This is a genomic window from Nonomuraea rubra (assembly GCF_014207985.1).
Taxonomy (GTDB): Bacteria; Actinomycetota; Actinomycetes; order Streptosporangiales; family Streptosporangiaceae; genus Nonomuraea; species Nonomuraea rubra.
In genome coordinates, this window is record NZ_JACHMI010000001.1 from 6,503,211 (window position 1) to 6,521,151 (window position 17,941).

A 17,941-nucleotide genomic window follows, 5' to 3' on the forward strand; every position below is an offset into this window, starting at 1 on the left:
CGCCGTGACGAAGGCACGGCCACCCGCCGGCCGTCACAAGAAGGGCGCGCGTCCGTCCGGCCCGCCCGCTAAGGGACGCGGCCTGACAGGCGGGCCGCCAGTTCGGCCTCGTCGCGGACGAACCAGAGGTGCTCCCCCCGGTTCGCCTCGGCGATCCAGGCGCGCACCGCGTTGCTGGCGGCGGCGTGCCCGCCGGCGTCACCCACGATGGCCAGCCCCAGCCGGTAGTTGGCGAACTTCTGCGTGATCTCGCCCGCCACGCCGCTGCTCAGCGTGAAGAAGTCCGCGGGCAGCCGCTCGATGGGCACGGCCACCCAGGTGACCTCGCGTCCCCAGGTCTCCGCGATGAGGTCGAGCACGTCGGCGGTCCCGTTCAGGGGCGCGCCGTCCGCGTAGTGGTAGCCGTCGGGCATGGTTGATCTCCAGGATGTCGATGACGTGTCGAAAGCGGGGGCGGCCGTTCAGTCCCGTACCAGGGCGTCGATGATGCGCAGCACCTGCGCGCTCTCCTCCAGCCCGCCCAGGACGACGATCTTGAGGTGCTCGCGCTCCTCGTCGTAGACGAACTGCACGCGCACGCCGTTCGGCCGGCCCGACAGGGAGCCCATGACCATGGTGCTGACGCGGTCCAGGTCGCGCCTGCCGAGGCCGTCGATCTGCACGATCGCGGACACCTCGGCGTGACGCGGCCTGGCGGCCGCGACGGCGGGCAGGCCGGTGAACGCCGCGAGGTCCTCCCTGGCGATGCGGTACTGCCTGCCGATGCGCACGGCGGGCAGCCGCCCGTCCCGTACGTAGTTACGGACGGTCTTGACGTGCAGGCCCAGGAGGTCCGCCACCTGCTCCACGGTGTATTGCTCCATATCGCTCCCTATCTTGCCAGACTTAAGGGAGTGATAGGGAAGGATCAGGCGTGCGCCCCGACGGTGACGGGGCCGATCGTGAGGCGCGGGCGGCCCTCCATCACCTCGCCCATCCGCAGCACCTGCTCCTGGAGCTCCCCCAGCTGGCCCGGCGTGAGGTCGCGCAGCGGCTCGACCGTGACGTCGATCCGGCTGCCCGAGCGCCGCTGGTGCCAGACGCCGGCCACGTTCCCGTCCACGAGCAGCACGGGGAAGTTGCCCGCCTGGCCGCCGTTCAGCGCCCGCCGGGCCGCGGCCCCGGCGTACAGCAGCTCGCGGGGCCGGCCCGCGACCACGTACGCGTCGAAGTACGGCAGCAGCCGCACGCCGCGGGGCGGCTCGCCGGGCACGGCGGTGTCGCCCGCGAGCACCCAGGCCGGCCGTCCCTCCAGCCGCACCTCCTCCAGCTCCACCCCCGCGAACGCCGCCTTCGCCCACCCCACGGAGCCGCCGGCCCACTGGGCGAACTCCGCGGGCGTGGCGGGCCCGTACGCCCGCAGGTAGGCCCCGGCCAGCCAGGCGGGCCCGTCCGTCGCCGGCGGGGCCTCCGGCGCGGCGGTGTAGGTGACCTTGCGGCCGCGTCCGGCGCCGAAGACGAACGCGCCCCGGTGCGCCGCCAGGTGCATGACCTGCCGCCAGCGCGGCCAGTAGGTCTGGAACGCGGGCATGACCAGGTCGCCCGCCCACGGCCCGGTGGCCGCGACGACCGCCTCGCTCAGCTCGTCCATCGTCAGCTCGGCGCCCTGGAGCGCGTCGCGGATGGCCGCCACCACCTGGTCGCTCTGCTCGTCCGTCATCCGGATGGACGCCGGGGCGGGCGTGGCGGGCAGCGTGGACAGGGCGGCGACCCATCTGGGCAGGTCGCGGGCGGGCAGCAGGTGAACGGTGCCGCGCGGGCCGTGCGTCTTGACCAGGCTTCGCTCCTTCCACAGCGCCTCGCGCACGTGGACGCGGGTGACGCCGTCGAGCCGCAGCCCGACGGACAGCTCGGCGGCGGCCATGACCTGGGCGTGCGCGCCGCACATGGCGGCCACCGTCTCCTCAGGGCCGCCAGGTGCGGCGCTGACGAGCCCGGCGCGCTCCAGCCGTCTCGCGCTGACCTGCGGCCACGACAGTTCGATCACGGGAATGTGCCCTCTCTTCCGTCCGACGGCACCCACAGTACGAGGCAATGCGGAAAGGTTCCTTCCGCAAGGGCGAAAGCGTTGAAAGTGGACGACAAGTGATCTTCCAGTCGATCCCATTAGTCTCACGGGTCATGATCCGCCTCAGTCCCGCCCTCGGGCCGCTCACCCCCCGTCAGCGCTGGCGCAGGGCCCGGCTCCAGGCCTACTCCTGGACCCTGACCGGCGCGTACCGGCTGGGCACCCTGAACCCCGCGATCTGGCGCATGGTCGCCCGCGGCTACCACCCCGCGCTCGACTGGGTCGCGGCCCGCCACGCCAGGGTGGCCTGCCAGTTCGCGGCCGTGGACGTGCCCGCCTACCGCCACTTCCTGAACACGCGCGACGCCGGGCGGGCCCGCCTGCTGGCCGACTTCCCGGAGACGACCAAGCAGAACTACGCCGGCGCGTACGACGAGGCCAGCCGCTGCCAGGAGGGCAGGCTGCACCGGCCCGGCGTGATCGTGGACGAGTCGTCGGGGTCCAGCGGCAAGCCGTACAACTGGGTACGCGGGCCGCGCGAGCTGCAGGGCATCTACCGCAACGCCGCCGGGTACATCGGGCTGGTCTTCCCCGGCAGGCGGCTGTTCGTGATCAACGCGTACTCGATGGGCGCCTGGGCCACCGGCACCACCACCGGGGCCGCCATGGCGCGCATCGCGATGGTCAAGAACACCGGCCCCGACCTGGAGAAGATCGCCGACACGCTGGAGCACTTCGGCCCCGGCTACGACTACGTGGTGGCGGCGTACCCGCCGTTCCTCAAGCACCTGCGCGACCGCCTCGACGAGGCGGGCTTCCCGTGGGAGGACTACCGCATCCGCGGCATGGTCGGCGGCGAGGGCATGACGGAGGCGCTGCGCGACTACCTGGAGGAGCGCTTCGAGGAGGTGCGCTCCGGCTACGGCGCCAGTGACCTGACGATCGGCATGGGCGCGGAGAGCGGCTTCAGCGTACGGCTGCGCAAGCGCCTGGCCACCGACCAGCGGCTGCGCGACGCCCTGCTCGGCCCCGGCGAGCAGCGGCTGCCGATGATCTTCCACTACAACCCGCTGGAGACGTTCCTGGAGGTGAACGCCGACGGCGAGCTGCTGTGCACGATCAACACCAAGAGCTGCCTGCAGCCCAAGCTGCGCTACAACGTCGGCGACGAGGCCAGGCTGCACCCGCTCGCCGAGGTCCGGCGGGCGCTGGGCGAGGACGACTACGCGGCCATGTGGACCGACGAGCGGATGAACCTGCCGCTGCTGTTCCTGTTCGGCCGCAAGGACTCGACGATCTCGTACATGGGGGCCAACCTCTACCCGCAGGACGTCGAGTACGGCCTCTACCAGGGCAACCCGTACGCCGCCGCGATCAACCGGTTCTGCCTGTCGCTGGAGGAGCTGCCCGGCCTGGAGTACCGCCCGGTGATCAACCTGGAGGTGCGCGGCGAGGTCGATCATGGGGTGCTGGCGGAGATCTGCCGCAAGGGGGTCGTGGCGCACCTGAGCGCGGTCTCCCGCGACTTCGCCGAGTCGCTGAAGGAGGACCCGACGGCCGCCGATCTGCGGATCAAGGTGTTCGGGCTGGGCGAGGGGCCGTTCGCGCGGCTGACGAAGATGAAGAATGTCTATCTGGTGAAGGACGCATGAGGACCACCGATTTCAGCAGGACGCCGCCCCAGGGGCAGGCGGCGGCGATGTTCGTCGGGGCGACCCGTTACCGGGGGCCGCTGTCGATCCTGACGCTCACGCTGACGTGGTTCCGGATGGTGCGCGACATGAAGCGTATGCGCGGCTACCGCTGGCACAAGATCTACTGGGAGTTCCCGTACACGCTGGGCACCCTGGCCTTCTTCGAGGACCGCGACGCGCTGCTGCGCTTCGCCCGCAGCCGCCACCACCGCAAGCTCATGCAGTGGGTGACGGACGGCACGAAGAACGCCACCGGCGGCTACATCCGGCTCTACAACGCCGAGCCCGAGGGGTACAGCAACGGGATCTGGCGGGCCGAGGGCGGGGAGATGGCGCACATCGAGACGTTCACGCCGCTGTCCACCGAGACCGGCGACGGCCCGGCGGTGAGAAGGGCATGATCCCCGTCGAGTCCCGCCGCGACCTGCGCGACTTCCTCACCTTCACCGACGACCTGTACGCGGGCGAGGAACGGTTCGTGCCGCCGCTGCACGCCACGGTCCGCGGGTGGCACCGGCGGGGCGTGCGGCTGTTCCTGCTGCGGCGCGGCGGCCGGGTCGTCGCGCGCACGACGCTGCACACCGACGCCGCGCTGGACGCCAAACTGGGGCGGGAGACCCAGCTGTTCGGGCTGACGGAGTTCGCCGAGGAGGCGGCCGAGGAGCTGTTCGAGGCGATCTGCGCGGCCGGGCTCGCGGCGGGCAGGAAGGCGGCGTTCGGGCCCGTGTCGCTGCTGCCCAACCAGGCGGGCGGGGTGATCACGTCCGGGTTCGGGGAGCGCGGGTTCATCGACAGCGCCTGGAACCGGCCGTACTATCCGGCCGCCTACGAGGCGTACGGGTTCAGCCGGCGCTTCGAGTCCGACACCTGGATCTGCCCGGTGCCGGAGGAGCCGGTGTTCGCCTTCGACGACGCCCGGATCCGCGCCGAGGAGCTGCGGGTGCACCGCGGGGACCGGCGGCGGGTGCGCGAGCAGCTCCCCATCCTGCGGGAGATGCTGAACACCAGCTTCGCGCAGCTCGGCTACTACACCGAGATCTCCGCCGAGCAGCTCGCCGAGCAGACGGACGGGCTGGCGTACCTGCTGGACGAGGCGCTGCTGCTGTACCTGACGAAGGCGGGGCGGCCGATCGCGTTCGTGCTGTGCCTGCCCGACATCTCCAGCCTCGTCGCGGAGATCCGCGGCAACCTGCACCTCCTCCACCAGCTCCGGCTGCTCGCCACCCGCTCCCGCTACCGCCGCGAGGCCGTGCTCATCATCAAGGGCACGATCCCGGACGAGCAGGGGCACGGCTACATGCGGCTGCTGTCGCGGGAGCTGCACGACGGGCTGCGCCGGGGCGGCTACCACACGCTGCGCAGCACGTACGTGGAGCGCGACAACCCCGGCTCGGCCGCCCAGTTCGCCGCGATGGGCGGGCGTCCGCTGCACGGCTACACCTTCTACGACAAGGAGCTCGCGTGAGACAGCTCCGGGCGCTGGAGCCCGACTTCTGGCGGGCGCCCAGCGCGCACAACACGCAGCCGTGGACGCTCACCTACGCCGACGGCCAGGCGGCCGTCGGCTGGGACCCGGCCAGGGCGCTGCCCATCAGCGACCCCACGGGGCGTGACCTGCGGCTGAGCCTGGGGGCGTTCGTCGAGTGCTGCCTGATCGTGTGCGCGGACGCGGGCCTGTCCGTCGCCTACCGGCCCGATCCCGGGCCGCTGCGGGTGGGCTTCCTGTACGGGGCCGAGAAGCCGTACGGGACGCCGTTCACGACGGCGGACGTGCGCGCCCGGGGCGCCAACCGCGGCGAGTACCACGCGGGGCGGCTCCCGGACGAGGTGGCCGGCGCGCTGGAGGGGACGCGCCGGCTGCCCTGCCGCGACCTGGCGGACCTGCTGCACGCCGCGGACCTGCACCAGTTCGGCGACCGGGAGGTGACGCGGGAGCTGCGGGCCTGGCTGCGGCTGACCCGGCGGCACCGCCGCTACTTCCTCGACGGCCTCAGCGACCGCGCGCTCGCGCTGACCAAGATGGAGGCGCTCGGGCTGCGGGCCTCGCTCGCCCTCTACCCGGCGCTGCGGCGGCTCGGGCTGCCCCGGGTGCTGGCCGGGGCGTCGCGGGGACTGCTGGACTACGACGGGGACGTGCTCGTGCTCGTCGGACCGGTGGACGCCGAGGTCGAGGCGGGGCGGCTGCTGATGCGGCACTGGCTGACGCTGTCGGGGCTCGGGTACACGACGCACCCGCTGAGCCAGCTCATCGACTGCGAGGCGACCCGGCGGGAGCTGGCGCGGCGCCTCGGCGTGGCGGATCCCCGCACGTTGCTGCACGTCGCGCGGGTGGGACGGCCCCGCACGCCCGCCACTCCGTCCGCCCGGCTCCTCATGGCCTGACAGCGGGGCCCTGGCTGCTCACACGGGCACGCTCATGGAGACGGGCTCGGCGCGGGCCGCCCAGCGGCCGTCGTCGCTGCGGACCAGGCGTACCGGATGGTCGAAGCAGGCGCTGACCAGCTCGCTGGTCAGCACGCCCGCGACCGGCCCGCCGGCCAGGCAGCGGCCGTCGCGCAGCAGCATGGCGTGCGTGGTGGTGGCGGGCAGCTCCTCCAGGTGGTGCGTGACCAGCACGGTGGCCAGCGAGGGGTGCTGGGCGCGCAGCGCGTCGACGCCGGCCAGCAGCTGCTCGCGGGCGGCCAGGTCGAGGCCGGTCGCCGGCTCGTCGAGCAGCAGCAGCCGGGGCTGCGGCATGAGCCCCCTGGCGATGAGCGCGCGGCCACGCTCGCCCTGGGACAGGGTGGCCCAGGTGTCCTGCGCCCGGTGGCTCATGCCGAGCATGGCGATCAGCTGGTCGGCCCGCTCGCTCTCCTGCCGGGTGGGCGTCCAGCGGGGCACGGACGCGGCGGTGCCGGTCAGCCCGGTCAGCACCACGTCCCGGACCCGCAGCGGCCCGTCAGGGGTGTGGCGCGGGTTGACGTGCCCCAGGTACGAGCGCAGCTCCCGCACGTCCACCCGGCCCATGGTGCGCCCCAGCACCTGGACCACGCCGCGGCTGGGATGGGTCACGGCGCCCAGCAGGCCGAGCAGGGTGCTCTTGCCGGCGCCGTTCGCGCCCAGCAGTGCCCAGTGCTCGCCGGGGTTCACGGTGAGCGAGATGTCGCGCAGGAGGTGGCGTCCGTCGCGGACGAGCTCCACGGCGTCGGCCCGCAACACGGGGCCGCTGTCGGCTGGACGCGAGACCACGGTCATGCGGCCCAATTTATCAGGTCCTCAGACATCTGATGTTTACCCACCACCTTCCCGCAGGCTTCAGGCGCCGCACGCGGAGCGGACGCCGGCGATCAACTCGGCCGCCGCGTCGATGGTGCGGGTGATCTCCTCCGGAGTGCTCCCGACGCTCGCGAGCAGCGCCTGCGCCCGCTCCGCGAACCCGTCCGGCGCCGACGGCAGCCGACCGGCGGCGGCGACCATGCCCTTCTCGTTGATCAGCCAGGCCCCGTCGGCCGCGTGCAGCGCCTGGCAGGCCACGCCGATCGCGCGGAACAGCGCCCCCGCCGCGTACACCGGATCCCGCCCGGCGGCGCCGTACCGGGCCGTCGTCAACGCGAAGTCGCACTCCCACAGCCCCGCGATCAGCGCCTTCCGCAGGGCGGGCGGGTACTGCGCGGCCTCCTCCCGCAGCGCGGCGAGCTCGCCGGCCGGGTCGGCGAGCACCTGGCAGAGCGCCACCTCCCCGGCGTAGGCGTGGGAGTAGAAGCCCAGCGGGTGCCCGGCCTGGACGCCGATCTCGTAGCGGCCGTCCCGGCAGTCGCGCCAGATCCGGTGCACGCGGTCGAGGTCGCGGTAGATCCAGTCGACCCGCAGGCCGTCCACGGTGAGCCAGCCGCCGCCGTCCACCCACGGGCCCCAGCCGCCGGGCTCGGTCACGTCGGTGTCCTCGCCCGTCACCTCCCGGGCGAGCACCCGCAGGGCGGCCACGTCGAGCCGGCCGCGGTAGTAGAGGCCGAGGTCGATGTCGCTGTCGGGCCGGTGCGTGCCGCGGGCGCGGCTGCCGCCGAGAGCGACGGCCACCACGCCGGGCACGGCGATGAGCCGGTCGGCGATGGCATGCAGATCAGGGTTTCGCACGGCACGAGCCTAGGGTGTCCCGGTGTCTGTCGCCGGGGCGGCCCGCTGAGCTGGTATTTCCCTGATGTCCGGATGGTGGAGCCCTCTAGGATGTGGGAGGTGACGTACATGCTGGTGGTCTACACCGACGGGGTGGCGGGCTGATGGCGGTCGCCGTCGAGGGGTTGCTGCGGGAGCTGGCGCCGCAGGTGCTCGGCACGCTCGTACGGCGCTACGAGCAGTTCGACCTGTGCGAGGACGCCGTGCAGGAGGCGCTGCTCGACGCGTCCGTGCAGTGGCCGAGGGACGGGGTGCCTGACAACCCGCGCGGCTGGCTGGTGACCGTGGCCGCGCGCCGGGTCATCGACCAGGTACGCAGCGAGCACGCCCGCCGGCGCCGCGAGGAGAGCGTGGCGGTCAGCGTGGCGGCCGACGAGTTCGTGGCTCCGGCGCCGGGCGAGGAGCGGGCGGGGGACCGGGACGACACGCTGACGCTGCTGTTCCTGTGCTGCCATCCGGCGTTGTCGGAGGCCTCGCAGCTCGCGCTGACGCTGCGGGCCGTGGGCGGGCTGACGACGGCGCAGATCGCCGGCGCGTTCCTGGTGCCCGAGGCAACGATGGGGCAGCGCATCAGCCGGGCCAAGCAGCGGATCAAGGCCACCGGGGCGGAGTTCAGGATGCCGCCGGAGGACGAGCGGGACGACCGGCTGCGGGTGGTGCTGCACGTGCTGTACCTGATCTTCAACGAGGGTTACACCACCACCTCGGGGCCCGAGCTGCACAGGGCGGAGCTGACGGGTGAGGCGATCCGGCTGACCAGGGCGGTGCTGCGGCTGCTGCCCGGCGACGGGGAGATCATGGGGCTGCTGGCGCTCATGCTGCTGACCGAGGCCCGCCGCCCCGCGCGTACGGACGCGGACGGCCGGCTGATCCCGCTGGCCGAGCAGGACAGGAGCCTGTGGGACCGGCGGCTGATCGCGGAGGGCGTGGAGCTGGTCACCAAGGCCCTGTCCACGACGGCGCTCGGGCCGTACCAGGTTCAGGCGGCCATCGCGGCCGTGCACGACGAGGCGGCCACCGCCGGGGAGACGGACTGGCCGCAGATCCTGGCCCTGTACGGCGTGCTGGCGGGCATCGAGGACAACCCGGTGGTCAGGCTCAACCAGGCGGTGGCCACGGCCATGGTGAAGGGGCCGCGCGCCGGGCTCGGCCTGCTCGGCGAGCTGGCCGCAGACGACCGGATGGCCGGGCACCACCGGCTGGCGGCCGTGCGGGCTCACCTGCTGGAGATGGACGGCGACGCGGAGGGGGCCGTGGCCGCGTACCGGGAGGCGGCGAGGCTGACCACGAGCCTGCCCGAGCAGCGCTACCTGGAGGACCGGGCGGCCCGCCTGTCTTGACAATGATTTTTGTCGGTGCCATCGTTCAGCCATGGACGAAGTGGCGGTGATCGAGGACGCCGCGGCCGCCGAGGCGTCGCTCGACCCCATGCGGTCGAGGCTGCTGGCCGAGCTGGTGGAGCCGGGCTCGGCGACCTCGCTGGCGGCCAAGGTGGGCCTGGCCAGGCAGAAGGTGAACTACCACCTGCGCACGCTGGAGCGGCACGGGTTGGTGGAGCTGGTCGAGGAGCGCAGGAAGGGCAACGTCACCGAGCGCGTGATGCAGGCCGCGGCGGCCTCGTTCGTGATCTCCCCCACCGCGCTGTCCGCCGTGCAGCCCGACCCCGCCAGGTCGCCCGACCGGCTGTCGGCTCGCTGGTTGCTGGCGCTGGCGGCGCAGCTCGTACGGGACGTCGGCACCCTGATCACCGGGGCGGCGAAGGCGCAGAAGCGGGTGGCGACGTTCGCCATCGACGGCGAGGTGCGCTTCGCGTCGGCGGCGGACCGGGCGGCCTTCGCCGAGGAGCTGGCCCAGTGCGTGACCTCCCTGGTCAGCAAATATCATGACGAATCCGCCGAGGGTGGGCGCGATCACCGGCTGGTCGTGGCGGTCCACCCCTCCGTGAACGCCAAGAGGGAGGGCTGAGGTGGGCCGCGACTTCGAGCTGCCGCTGGAGGCCACGGTCGAGGCCACCCCGGAGCAGGTCTGGGAGGCCATCTCGACGGGGCCGGGCATCGACTCGTGGTTCATGGGCCGCACCGAGGTGGCCGAGGGGGTCGTGCGGACGGCGTTCGGCGGGTTCGAGCTGCCGCCGTCCGCCGTCACGGCCGCCGAGCCGCTCCAGCGCTTCGCCCACTCCAGCGACAAGGCCGGCGACGGCAGGTTCGTGGCCTACGAGTTCATGATCGAGGGGCGGGAGCGGAGCAGCACGGTCGTCCGGATGGTGACCAGCGGGTTCCTGCCGGGCGACGACTGGCAGGACGAGTTCGAGGCCATGTCCAGGGGCCTGGAGATGTACTTCGCGACGCTGGCGGAGTACCTCGGCCACTTCGCCGGGCGGGTGGCGACGCCGCTCACGGAGTTCGGCCCGCCGGTCACGGACTGGGCGGACGCGTGGAAGCGGTTGTACGCCGCGCTCGGCGGGATGCCGGAGGCCGGCGATCGGGTCCGGGCGGGAGGGGTCGAGGGGGTCGTGTACTACCGCAACTCCCAGACGCTCGGCCTCCGCACGGGTGATGGCATGTACCGGTTCCTGCAGGGGTTCGGCGGGTCCATGATCGCCTCGCATCTGCTGTTCGAGGGCGGGGAGGATCAGGGGCCGCGGTGGCGGGCGTGGCTGGAGGAGCTGCACGCCGGGTGATCGGCGCGGTCTATCCTGCTGGGCATGCCCCGCCTGTCGCCGCGCCTCGCCGCGATCGTGGACGCCCTCCCCCTGGAGCCGCACCTCCGCGTCCTGGAGATCGGATGCGGTCCGGGGGCCGCCGCCCGGGCGGTGGCGGCCCGGCTCGGCACCGGGCACGTCCTGGCCATCGACAGGTCCGCCGCCGCGATCGAGCAGGCGCGGGCGGCGGCGGCCGGTGAGATCGCGGCCGGCCGCATGAGCGTCCGGCAGGTCGCGGGCGAGGACTTCGTCCTGCTGCCCGGCGAGGAGCCGTACGACCTGGTGTTCGCCGTCCGCGTCGGCGCGCTCGACGGCCGGCATCCCGAGGCCGGGCGGCTCCTGCTCCGGCGCCTCGCCCTGGCGACCAGGCCGGGAGCCAGGCTGTTCATCGACGGGGGCGATCCGCTGCGGGAGGTGCCGATCCCGAGGTGAGGGGCATGGAGGATGGGGTGAAGGTCGTCGCGATCTCCGACACGCACGCGCCCAGGCGCTGGCGCGCGTGCCCGCCCCGGGTGGCCGAGCACCTGCGCGGCGCGGACGTCATCCTGCACGCCGGGGACGTCTGCGTGCCCTCGGTGCTGGCCGAGCTGGCCGCGTACGCGCCGGTCCACGTCGTGAAGGGCAACAACGACGGCCCCGACGTGGTGGCCCCGGAGACGCTGGAGCTGACCCTCGACGGGCTGCGGATCGGCATGATCCACGACAGCGGCCCGGCCAAGGGGCGGCTGGCCCGCATGCGGCGCCGGTTCCCGCACGCGGACCTGGTGGTCTTCGGTCACTCGCACATCCCGCTCGACGAGTCGGGCGGCGGCCTGCGGATCTTCAACCCGGGCTCCCCCACCGACCGCCGCCGCCAGCCGCACGGCACGCTGGGGCTGCTCACGATCGAAGACGGCGCTCTGACCAGGGCGGAGATCGTGCCCGTCACTCCTTGACGACGTCGTCGCGCGCCTTGTCCAGGTTGGTCTTGAGCTCCTCCATGACCTTGGCGTAGCCGAGGTAGCTGTAGCGCTCGGCCGCGTGCCAGGGGTAGAGCTGGCCGGCCTGGACGGCGGGCAGCTTGGCCCAGGTGGGCTTCTTGGCCATCTCCTCGATCTTCATGGACTGGGAGCGGGCGTCCACGAGGATCACGTCGGCCTGGTACTTGTCGGCGTTCTCCCAGCTCAGCACCTCCCAGAAGCCGCCCTCGCTCTCCGTCGGCCTCTCGGGGTAGACGATCTTGAGTCCGAGGTCCTCGCCCCAGTACTTGAGGTCGGGGTGGTCCGGCAGGTACGCCACGTACAGCGACTCGGGCGTGCCCGTGACGATCATGACGCTGAGTTCCGGCCTGCCGGCGGCGAGCTGCTTCAGCGCGGCACTGGCGTCCTCGAACCGCTTCTTGGCCTCGGCCACGGGCGCCGCGTTCGGGTCGGCGCCGAGGGCGGCGGCGAGCCGGCCGTACTTCTCGATGATCTGCACCAGGGGCGTGCCGCTGAGCTGCACGCCGACGGTCGGGGCGATCTGGTCGACGGCCGCGACGGACTGCTCGGGGACGTACCAGAGCACGTCCTTCTGGTACATGCCCGCCACCAGCAGCTCCGGCTGGAGCGAGGCGTACTTCTCGACGTTGAACTCGCCCCACACGTTCCCGATGGACTCCACCTTGGTGATGTCCACCTCGCCCACCTCCGGGTCGCGCCCGCCGTCCTTCAGCTTGTGCGGGCCGAACACGCCGACCGGCCGCACGCCGAAGTCCCACAGCGCGGCGGCGGCCGCCGACTGGGCCACGACGCGCTGGGGGCGCTGCGGCAGGGAGACGTTCTTGCCGCGGTCGTCGGTCCAGGTCCACGGGCCCTGCGAGGCCGCCTGCGAGGACGTCTGCGACGGCTGAGCGGCGGGCGGGGAGGCGGTCCCGCCACAGGCATTGACGCCGAGCAGGGCGGCGGCGCCGAGTGCCGCGAGGGCACGTCGCGGGACAGTGGCCATGGATTCTCCTCGTGGGACAAACTTTACGCTTATGGTCGGCATATTAGATTAGCCTTACCTAACCGAAAAGTCCCCTTGGTGGAGTACGACCCTCGCCCCGTACGACCGGCGGCGTAGCCGGGGCGGCGACGGCCGGCCGATGTGCGGGCGGCCCGGCGGCAAGATCCTGGAGACCTTAAGGGCGGCGGTAAGGCGACGGGAACGCGACCGTAAGCGCCCTCCAGCACTCTGATCTCAGATCACGAAGAGCAGAGCAGAGCAGAGCAGAGAAGGGCCAGAGAGATGAGCCAGCCGTACAGCATCCAGGACGAGATCCGCCTCCCCGGCTTCACCGGGACCGTGTACCTGCCGGGCGAGGCCGGCTACGACGAGGCCCGCCGCTCGCTGAACCCGGCCGTGGACTCCCGCCCGGCGCTGATCGCCGAGGCGCAGAGCGTCGCCGACGTCCGGGTCGCGCTGATGGCGGCCCGCGCCCACGGGGTCCCGTTCGCGGTCCAGGCCACCGGGCACGGCACGCACGCCCCGTGCGACGGTGGCATCCTCGTCAAGACCACCTCGATGGCGTCGGTGCTGGTGGATCCCGAGCGCCGGATCGCCCGCGTCGGGCCGGGGGCGCGCTGGAGCGAGGTGATCGCCGCCGCCGCGCCGTTCGGCCTGGCGCCGCTGTCGGGCTCGGCGCCGTCCGTCGGCGTCACCGGCTACACGCTCGGCGGCGGGCTCGGCTGGCTGGCCCGCAAGCACGGATTCGCGGCCGACAGCGTGCTGCGGGCCGAGGTGCTGCTGGCGGACGGCCGGCACGTGACCGCGAGCCCCGACAGCCACCCCGAGCTGTTCTGGGCGCTGCGCGGCGGCGGTGGCGGGTTCGGCGTGGTGACCTCGCTGGAGTTCCGGCTCTACCCGGTCCCGGAGGTGTTCGCCGGGTTCGTGTACTTCCCGATCGAGGCGGCGGCGCGGACGCTGGAGGCGTACCGGACCTGGATCGACGACGCCCCTGACGAGATCAGCACCGCGGTCGTGCTCAAGCGCATGCCCGATGACGAGCAGGTGCCCGCCGCGGTGCGCGGCAGGCACGTGGTGCTGCTGAAGGTCCTGCACGCCGGGACGGCCGAGGAGGCCGGGGAACTGCTCGCGCCGCTGTTCCGGGCGGCCGGGCCGGCGCTGCTGGACGAGACGCGGACCACCACGTACGGCGCCGCGGCCATGGGCGGCACGCCGAACCGGCACATGGACATGTTCGACACCGTGCCCGGCGAGGTCGTGGACGCGCTGGTGCGCGCCTCGGAGCAGGCGCAGACGATCGAGATCAGGCACTGGGGCGGCGCGATCCGCCGGCCGGGCCCGGACGCGGGGCCGGTGAGCCACCGCGCCACCAGGCTCTCGGTGATCGTGGACACCGTGGTGCCGGGGCTGGCGGAGGAGCTGCGGCCGTACGCGAACGGCGGGACGTTCCTGAACTTCCTGGCGGACCCGTCGCGGACGGCGGCGGCGTACACGGAGGCGGACTACGCGCGGCTGCGCGAGGTCAAGCGCGCCTACGACCCCGACGGCTTCTTCCGCGTCGGCCACGTCACCATCTGATGTCCCGGCGGCCCGGGATGCTAACGGTAGAAGTTGGGCGACACGACGGCCGGGTCGTAGGAGTCGTGGAAGACCGGCGTGGTCGAGGCCGCCGTGGGCGGGATGATCCAGCTCCAGTCGGCGTGCACCTCCTCCCCCGCCCGGCGCCGCGCCTGCACGTACCGGTGGAAGTGGCCGGCGATCGTGTGGTGGTCGAGCATCCGCACCCCGGCCCGCTCGTACGAGGTGAGCACCGCGACGTTCAGCTCCGTCAGCGCCCGGTCCTTCCACAGCGTGCGGTCGTCGCCCGTGTCGAGCCCCAGCCGCCGCGCGATCTCCGGGAGCAGGTCGTAGCGGTCGCGGTCGGCGAAGTTCCTGGTGCCGACCTCGGTGCCGACGTACCAGCCGGTGAACGGGGCCGCGGGATAGGTGACGCCGCCGATCTCGAGCCGCATGTCCGACACCGTGGGGCAGGAGTACCAGCGCAGTCCCAGCTCGGCGAACCACGGGTGGACGGGGTGGGTGATGGGCACGTCCGGGCAGGCGTCGCGGGGCAGGTCGTGCCGGGTCAGGCGGCCGCGCGAGTCGCGGATCAGCACCGGCAGGCGGTCGAAGTCGCCGCCCTCGCCGCGCCAGCCCAGCTCGCGGGCCAGCCGGGTGAGCCCGGTGTTGGCGGGGTCGCCGCGGCGGGTGCCGTCCGGGTGCTCGTGGCCGGCGTAGCGGACGAGCTGGGGGCTGACGATCCGCGGGCCGGGGACGGCGGGCGTGTCGGGCGGGAACACGGTGATGATGGGCCGGATGGCGCCGCCGTTGTGCGCGCGTACCAGGTGGGTGGTGAGGGCGGCGGCGATCGTGTCCGGGTGGTGCAGCCTGCGGCAGTCGCGCACCACCAGCGTCTTCCAGTACAGCTTGCCGATGCACCGGGTGTGGTTGCGCCAGGCGAGTTTCGCACCGAGCACCAGCTCGGCGGGCGTGTGCCGGTAGGTGCCCGTCCGGGCCAGCTCGTCCAGGACGGCCGCGCGGCGGCGCTCGTGCCGCTCCCGGTCCCAGCCCAGCCCCTCGGCGCACAGGCGCAGGAACGACTCCGCCTCCTGGCTGACAGTGGCGGCCGGCGCGATGCTGACGCTCATGAATCCCCCGAGGTGGTGGCCGCGGGCGCGGCCTGGTGAATGTCCCGCAGTGGTGACAGGGCGGTGCCGACGGCGACCGCCGCCTGCACCAGGGCCGCGCACAGGAACAACATCCGCCCGGGCCCGCCCCAGGCGGCCAGGGCCCCGCCGACCACCGCCCCGCCGGCCAGCGCGCCGGCCGGGATGGTCGCGTACGCCGCCGCCCTGCTCACCGAGGTGACACGCCCGATGGCGTCGGCGGGCACGACGGTCTGGCGGGCGGTGAACCAGGAGACCACGATGACCGACGTGGCCACCCCCTCCACGGCCCAGGCGGCCGCGATCACCCAGACGGCGGGCAGCGCCACGGGCAGGGCCATGGCCAGCGCGGACAGCGCCATCCCGGCGACGAGCAGCCTGCCCGTCGGGTGGCGGTCGATGAGCCGGGGCGCCGCCAGCGCGCCGAGCACCGCGCCGAGCCCCTGCGCCCCGAACACCACGCCCAAGGCCACGGCGGGCAGGCGTTCGACCTCCAGGATGAGGTAGACGAGGTTGCCTTCGACGACGAACCCGGCGAAGTTCGCGGCGGCCATCAGCAGCGTGCCCCACCAGATCGGCCTGATCGAGCGGAGGATGCGCAGGCCCCGCACGAAGTCCCTGGCCACGCCGGACAGCTCGGCGCGCACGCCGCCCGCGGGCGCCACCTGCTTGTGCACGTGGGCGATCTGGAAGATGAGCAGCGCCGAGATCGCGAACGTCAGCGCGTTGACCAGCGTCGCCAGCGGCACGCCGAGGGCCGCGATGAACGCGGTGCCGACGACGGGCCCGACGAAGGCGAGCGAGCTGTCGACGGTCTGCGTCCAGGCGTTGATCCTGGACAGCCGCTCCTGCGGCACGGTGTCGACGATGAAACCCTGGAAGGCGGGGAAGTAGAAGGGCCGCACGGCGGCCAGCAGGAAGGCGCACAGGTAGAGCAGCGCCACCGAGGGCCGGTCGGCCGCGGCCACGAACACGATCACCAGCGCGATCGCGAAGGACAGGCAGTCGCATGCGATGAGGATCCTGCGGCGGTCCCACCGGTCGGCTATCACGCCCGCGACCAGCCCGACCACGATGTACGGGATGAACTCCAGCACGTACGCCAGCGCCGCCGACAGCGCGGAGCCGGTGATCTGCAGGATCAGCGTGGGAGCGGCGAACCGGTAGATCCAGTCGCCCACCGTCGAGACGAGGAACGCGCTCCGCAGCCGGACGCCTCCCGGGCCGGAGGGCGTACGCGACGCTACCCGCATCGGCCCGGGTCAGGAACGCTGTGTGCCATGGCAGGGTCCTCCCAACGGACAGACAGGGGTTCCACAGGGACGGTAACCGCGCGGGCCCGTCCCGGCGAGAGGGTGGGGCGCCGCGGGAACGCCCCACCTGGTGGCGGAGCCGGAGTGGTGCAGTCGGAGTGGTGCAGTCGGAGTGGTGCAGTCAGAGTGGTAGAGGCCCGAGGTCGCCGGCGAGCCACTCCAGGCTCGGCTTCGGCCGGGCGTCGCCGCACGTCGCGCAGCGCGGGTCGCGCTTCCACGTCTCGGCCTCGCGCAGGCGGGGGTCGTGGAAGGTCATCTCCAGCATCCGGCCCACCGACAGCGGCGGGCAGACCCGGCTGGCGATGCGCACCATCTCGGCGACCAGGAACCCCGCGCCGAACAGCACCAGGCCGTTGAACGCGGCGGTGTCCTCGCCGAACGTCCCGCCCTCCCTGTCGATCTCGTCCAGCACGTCCATGACGGCCAGCGAGGTGGGGTCGTTGCTGCGGACCTGGTCGTACCAGCACTCGACACAGCCGGACACCCCGGGCACGATCGTGTAGTGCAGGGCGCGCTGGGTGTCCACGCCGCCCATGATGAGTGCCGTGCCGGCCCGTACGCAGCCCTCGTTCAGCCAATGGGCGATGTGCACCTTGGGGCGGTCCACCACGGAGATCACGATGTCGCGGTCGCGGACGACCTCGTACACGTCGTCGCCGGACATCAGCTTGCGCTGCACCGGGTCGATCCGCACGGCGCTGTTGAGCGCGCGCGCCCGCTCGGCGGCCACCTCGACCTTCACCCGGCCCACGTACGGCTCGCCGTAGAGGATCTGCCGGTTGAAGTTCGACAGCTCGATCCGGTCGAAGTCGACGATCCTGATGTCCTCGAAACCGATGGCGACCAGGTCGATCAGCGCATGGCTGCCGATGCCGCCGACACCGAGCACGGCGACGCGGGCGTCGCGGATGCGGCGCTGGAACTCGTACTTGGAGGCGCTCATGGAGGCGTAGGTCTCGAAGAAGCCGAGGTTGTTCGACCAGCGCTCGCGGGCCGGGCGGTCGAAGTCCGCGCCGGCGTCGTCCGCGCTCTGGATCAGCCGGAGCGCGTCGAGCTCGCCGATCGCGTCGCGGACGTCGTCCGCCGTCACGTCGGGGTGCACGGCGTGCAGGTCGCGGTGCACCTCCTCCACGGTGCGCGTGCCGTCCAGCAGGGACAGCAGCCTGCTGACCCGGCCGTCGGCATCCTCCAGCGAGGTCAGCTCGCCGCCCAGCCTGAAGTGCACCGACCCGTCGGCGATGAAATAGGGGATGCTCGTCTTGAGCACGGGATGTGTCATGGCAATCCTTCCAAGGGGGGTGGGGCGCCCCTGAGGGCGCCCCACCTTCAACGGAATCAGCCCTTCTGGGCACCACCGGCGACGC

General features: G+C 72.8%; 19 protein-coding genes. 10 read left to right on the forward strand and 9 right to left on the reverse strand.

The window, feature by feature from the left end:
- Positions 1-68: 68 nt before the first annotated feature.
- The 3 genes from HD593_RS29650 to HD593_RS29660 are packed head-to-tail and all read right to left on the reverse strand — an operon-like array spanning position 69 to position 2,026.
- Positions 69-413: a DUF4180 domain-containing protein gene (locus HD593_RS29650; protein WP_185105309.1), complete on the reverse strand. Its 345-nt coding sequence runs from the start codon at positions 411-413 to the stop codon at positions 69-71.
- Positions 414-461: 48 nt separating this feature from the next.
- On the reverse strand, positions 462-863 hold the full coding sequence (locus HD593_RS29655) for a helix-turn-helix domain-containing protein (protein ID WP_185105310.1): 402 nt from the start codon (positions 861-863) through the stop codon (positions 462-464).
- 44 nt (positions 864-907) lie between these two features.
- Positions 908-2,026, reverse strand: coding sequence for a winged helix DNA-binding domain-containing protein (locus tag HD593_RS29660; RefSeq protein WP_312903798.1), 1,119 nt, complete (start codon positions 2,024-2,026; stop codon positions 908-910).
- Positions 2,027-2,160: 134 nt separating this feature from the next.
- Between HD593_RS29660 and HD593_RS29665 the strand changes: the two genes are divergently transcribed.
- The 4 genes from HD593_RS29665 to HD593_RS29680 are packed head-to-tail and all read left to right on the forward strand — an operon-like array spanning position 2,161 to position 6,123.
- Positions 2,161-3,699: a phenylacetate--CoA ligase family protein gene (locus HD593_RS29665; protein WP_185105312.1), complete on the forward strand. Its 1,539-nt coding sequence runs from the start codon at positions 2,161-2,163 to the stop codon at positions 3,697-3,699.
- Entirely contained in the window at positions 3,696-4,142 is a 447-nt protein-coding gene (locus HD593_RS29670; RefSeq protein ID WP_185105313.1) for a DUF4188 domain-containing protein, read from the forward strand. The genes HD593_RS29665 and HD593_RS29670 overlap by 4 nt, the downstream gene beginning before the upstream one ends.
- On the forward strand, positions 4,139-5,206 hold the full coding sequence (locus HD593_RS29675; protein WP_185105314.1) for a hypothetical protein: 1,068 nt from the start codon (positions 4,139-4,141) through the stop codon (positions 5,204-5,206). The genes HD593_RS29670 and HD593_RS29675 overlap by 4 nt, the downstream gene beginning before the upstream one ends.
- Complete coding sequence (locus HD593_RS29680; RefSeq protein WP_185105315.1) at positions 5,203-6,123, forward strand: nitroreductase family protein; 921 nt, start codon at positions 5,203-5,205, stop codon at positions 6,121-6,123. The genes HD593_RS29675 and HD593_RS29680 overlap by 4 nt, the downstream gene beginning before the upstream one ends.
- Positions 6,124-6,141: 18 nt before the next feature.
- On the opposite strand, the gene HD593_RS29685 is transcribed toward HD593_RS29680, so the two are convergent.
- Together HD593_RS29685 and HD593_RS29690 are read right to left on the reverse strand one after the other, a co-directional pair.
- A complete protein-coding gene (locus HD593_RS29685; RefSeq protein WP_185105316.1) occupies positions 6,142-6,975 on the reverse strand; it encodes an ABC transporter ATP-binding protein in 834 nt (277 codons plus the stop codon).
- A 60-nt stretch (positions 6,976-7,035) separates the two neighbouring features.
- Complete coding sequence (locus HD593_RS29690) at positions 7,036-7,854, reverse strand: nucleotidyltransferase domain-containing protein (RefSeq protein WP_312903800.1); 819 nt, start codon at positions 7,852-7,854, stop codon at positions 7,036-7,038.
- A gap of 143 nt (positions 7,855-7,997) precedes the next feature.
- On the opposite strand from HD593_RS29690, the gene HD593_RS29695 reads away from it, so the two are divergent.
- The 5 genes from HD593_RS29695 to HD593_RS29715 are packed head-to-tail and all read left to right on the forward strand — an operon-like array spanning position 7,998 to position 11,529.
- Positions 7,998-9,233 carry an RNA polymerase sigma factor gene (locus HD593_RS29695; protein WP_185105317.1) on the forward strand — a complete coding sequence of 412 codons (1,236 nt, stop codon included), beginning with the start codon at positions 7,998-8,000 and terminating at the stop codon, positions 9,231-9,233.
- A gap of 31 nt (positions 9,234-9,264) precedes the next feature.
- On the forward strand, positions 9,265-9,858 hold the full coding sequence (locus HD593_RS29700; RefSeq protein WP_185105318.1) for an ArsR/SmtB family transcription factor: 594 nt from the start codon (positions 9,265-9,267) through the stop codon (positions 9,856-9,858).
- 1 nt (position 9,859) lies between these two features.
- Positions 9,860-10,573, forward strand: coding sequence for an SRPBCC family protein (locus tag HD593_RS29705; RefSeq protein WP_185105319.1), 714 nt, complete (start codon positions 9,860-9,862; stop codon positions 10,571-10,573).
- A gap of 24 nt (positions 10,574-10,597) precedes the next feature.
- Positions 10,598-11,026 carry a methyltransferase domain-containing protein gene (locus HD593_RS29710; protein ID WP_185105320.1) on the forward strand — a complete coding sequence of 143 codons (429 nt, stop codon included), beginning with the start codon at positions 10,598-10,600 and terminating at the stop codon, positions 11,024-11,026.
- 5 nt (positions 11,027-11,031) lie between these two features.
- Positions 11,032-11,529, forward strand: coding sequence for a metallophosphoesterase family protein (locus HD593_RS29715; protein ID WP_221525041.1), 498 nt, complete (start codon positions 11,032-11,034; stop codon positions 11,527-11,529).
- On the opposite strand, the gene HD593_RS29720 is transcribed toward HD593_RS29715, so the two are convergent.
- Entirely contained in the window at positions 11,519-12,559 is a 1,041-nt protein-coding gene (locus tag HD593_RS29720) for an ABC transporter substrate-binding protein (protein WP_185105321.1), read from the reverse strand. The genes HD593_RS29715 and HD593_RS29720 overlap by 11 nt on opposite strands.
- Before the next feature lie 282 nt (positions 12,560-12,841).
- Here HD593_RS29720 and HD593_RS29725 point away from each other — a divergent pair, with 282 nt between their 5' ends.
- The gene (locus tag HD593_RS29725) at positions 12,842-14,137 is read left to right on the forward strand and encodes an FAD-binding oxidoreductase (RefSeq protein ID WP_185105322.1); all 1,296 of its coding nucleotides are present in this window, start codon (positions 12,842-12,844) and stop codon (positions 14,135-14,137) included.
- Between the two features lie 20 nt (positions 14,138-14,157).
- Here HD593_RS29725 and HD593_RS29730 read toward each other — a convergent pair whose 3' ends face one another.
- From HD593_RS29730 to HD593_RS29740, 3 genes are all read right to left on the reverse strand, one after another.
- Positions 14,158-15,246, reverse strand: coding sequence for a nitric oxide synthase oxygenase (locus HD593_RS29730; protein WP_185105323.1), 1,089 nt, complete (start codon positions 15,244-15,246; stop codon positions 14,158-14,160).
- Positions 15,243-16,517, reverse strand: coding sequence for an MFS transporter (locus tag HD593_RS29735; protein WP_185105324.1), 1,275 nt, complete (start codon positions 16,515-16,517; stop codon positions 15,243-15,245). The genes HD593_RS29730 and HD593_RS29735 overlap by 4 nt, the downstream gene beginning before the upstream one ends.
- Positions 16,518-16,698: 181 nt before the next feature.
- Positions 16,699-17,856 (reverse strand): HesA/MoeB/ThiF family protein, encoded by a 1,158-nt coding sequence (locus tag HD593_RS29740; protein ID WP_185105325.1) that lies wholly within the window; start codon positions 17,854-17,856, stop codon positions 16,699-16,701.
- Positions 17,857-17,941 lie beyond the last annotated feature (85 nt).

Bases quoted from the DNA above. Each gene is read 5' to 3' on its own strand.
- HD593_RS29665 (WP_185105312.1), top strand. From the start codon at position 2,161: ATGATCCGCCTCAGTCCCGCCCTCGGGCCGCTCACCCCCCGTCAGCGC.
- HD593_RS29670 (WP_185105313.1), top strand. From the start codon at position 3,696: ATGAGGACCACCGATTTCAGCAGGACGCCGCCCCAGGGGCAGGCGGCG.
- HD593_RS29700 (WP_185105318.1), top strand. From the start codon at position 9,265: ATGGACGAAGTGGCGGTGATCGAGGACGCCGCGGCCGCCGAGGCGTCG.
- HD593_RS29730 (WP_185105323.1), bottom strand. From the start codon at position 15,246: ATGAGCGTCAGCATCGCGCCGGCCGCCACTGTCAGCCAGGAGGCGGAG.
- HD593_RS29695 (WP_185105317.1), top strand. From the start codon at position 7,998: ATGGCGGTCGCCGTCGAGGGGTTGCTGCGGGAGCTGGCGCCGCAGGTG.
- HD593_RS29725 (WP_185105322.1), top strand. From the start codon at position 12,842: ATGAGCCAGCCGTACAGCATCCAGGACGAGATCCGCCTCCCCGGCTTC.
- HD593_RS29735 (WP_185105324.1), bottom strand. From the start codon at position 16,517: ATGCGGGTAGCGTCGCGTACGCCCTCCGGCCCGGGAGGCGTCCGGCTG.
- HD593_RS29675 (WP_185105314.1), top strand. From the start codon at position 4,139: ATGATCCCCGTCGAGTCCCGCCGCGACCTGCGCGACTTCCTCACCTTC.
- HD593_RS29650 (WP_185105309.1), bottom strand. From the start codon at position 413: ATGCCCGACGGCTACCACTACGCGGACGGCGCGCCCCTGAACGGGACC.
- HD593_RS29715 (WP_221525041.1), top strand. From the start codon at position 11,032: ATGGAGGATGGGGTGAAGGTCGTCGCGATCTCCGACACGCACGCGCCC.
- HD593_RS29710 (WP_185105320.1), top strand. From the start codon at position 10,598: ATGCCCCGCCTGTCGCCGCGCCTCGCCGCGATCGTGGACGCCCTCCCC.
- HD593_RS29655 (WP_185105310.1), bottom strand. From the start codon at position 863: ATGGAGCAATACACCGTGGAGCAGGTGGCGGACCTCCTGGGCCTGCAC.
- HD593_RS29685 (WP_185105316.1), bottom strand. From the start codon at position 6,975: ATGACCGTGGTCTCGCGTCCAGCCGACAGCGGCCCCGTGTTGCGGGCC.
- HD593_RS29720 (WP_185105321.1), bottom strand. From the start codon at position 12,559: ATGGCCACTGTCCCGCGACGTGCCCTCGCGGCACTCGGCGCCGCCGCC.
- HD593_RS29740 (WP_185105325.1), bottom strand. From the start codon at position 17,856: ATGACACATCCCGTGCTCAAGACGAGCATCCCCTATTTCATCGCCGAC.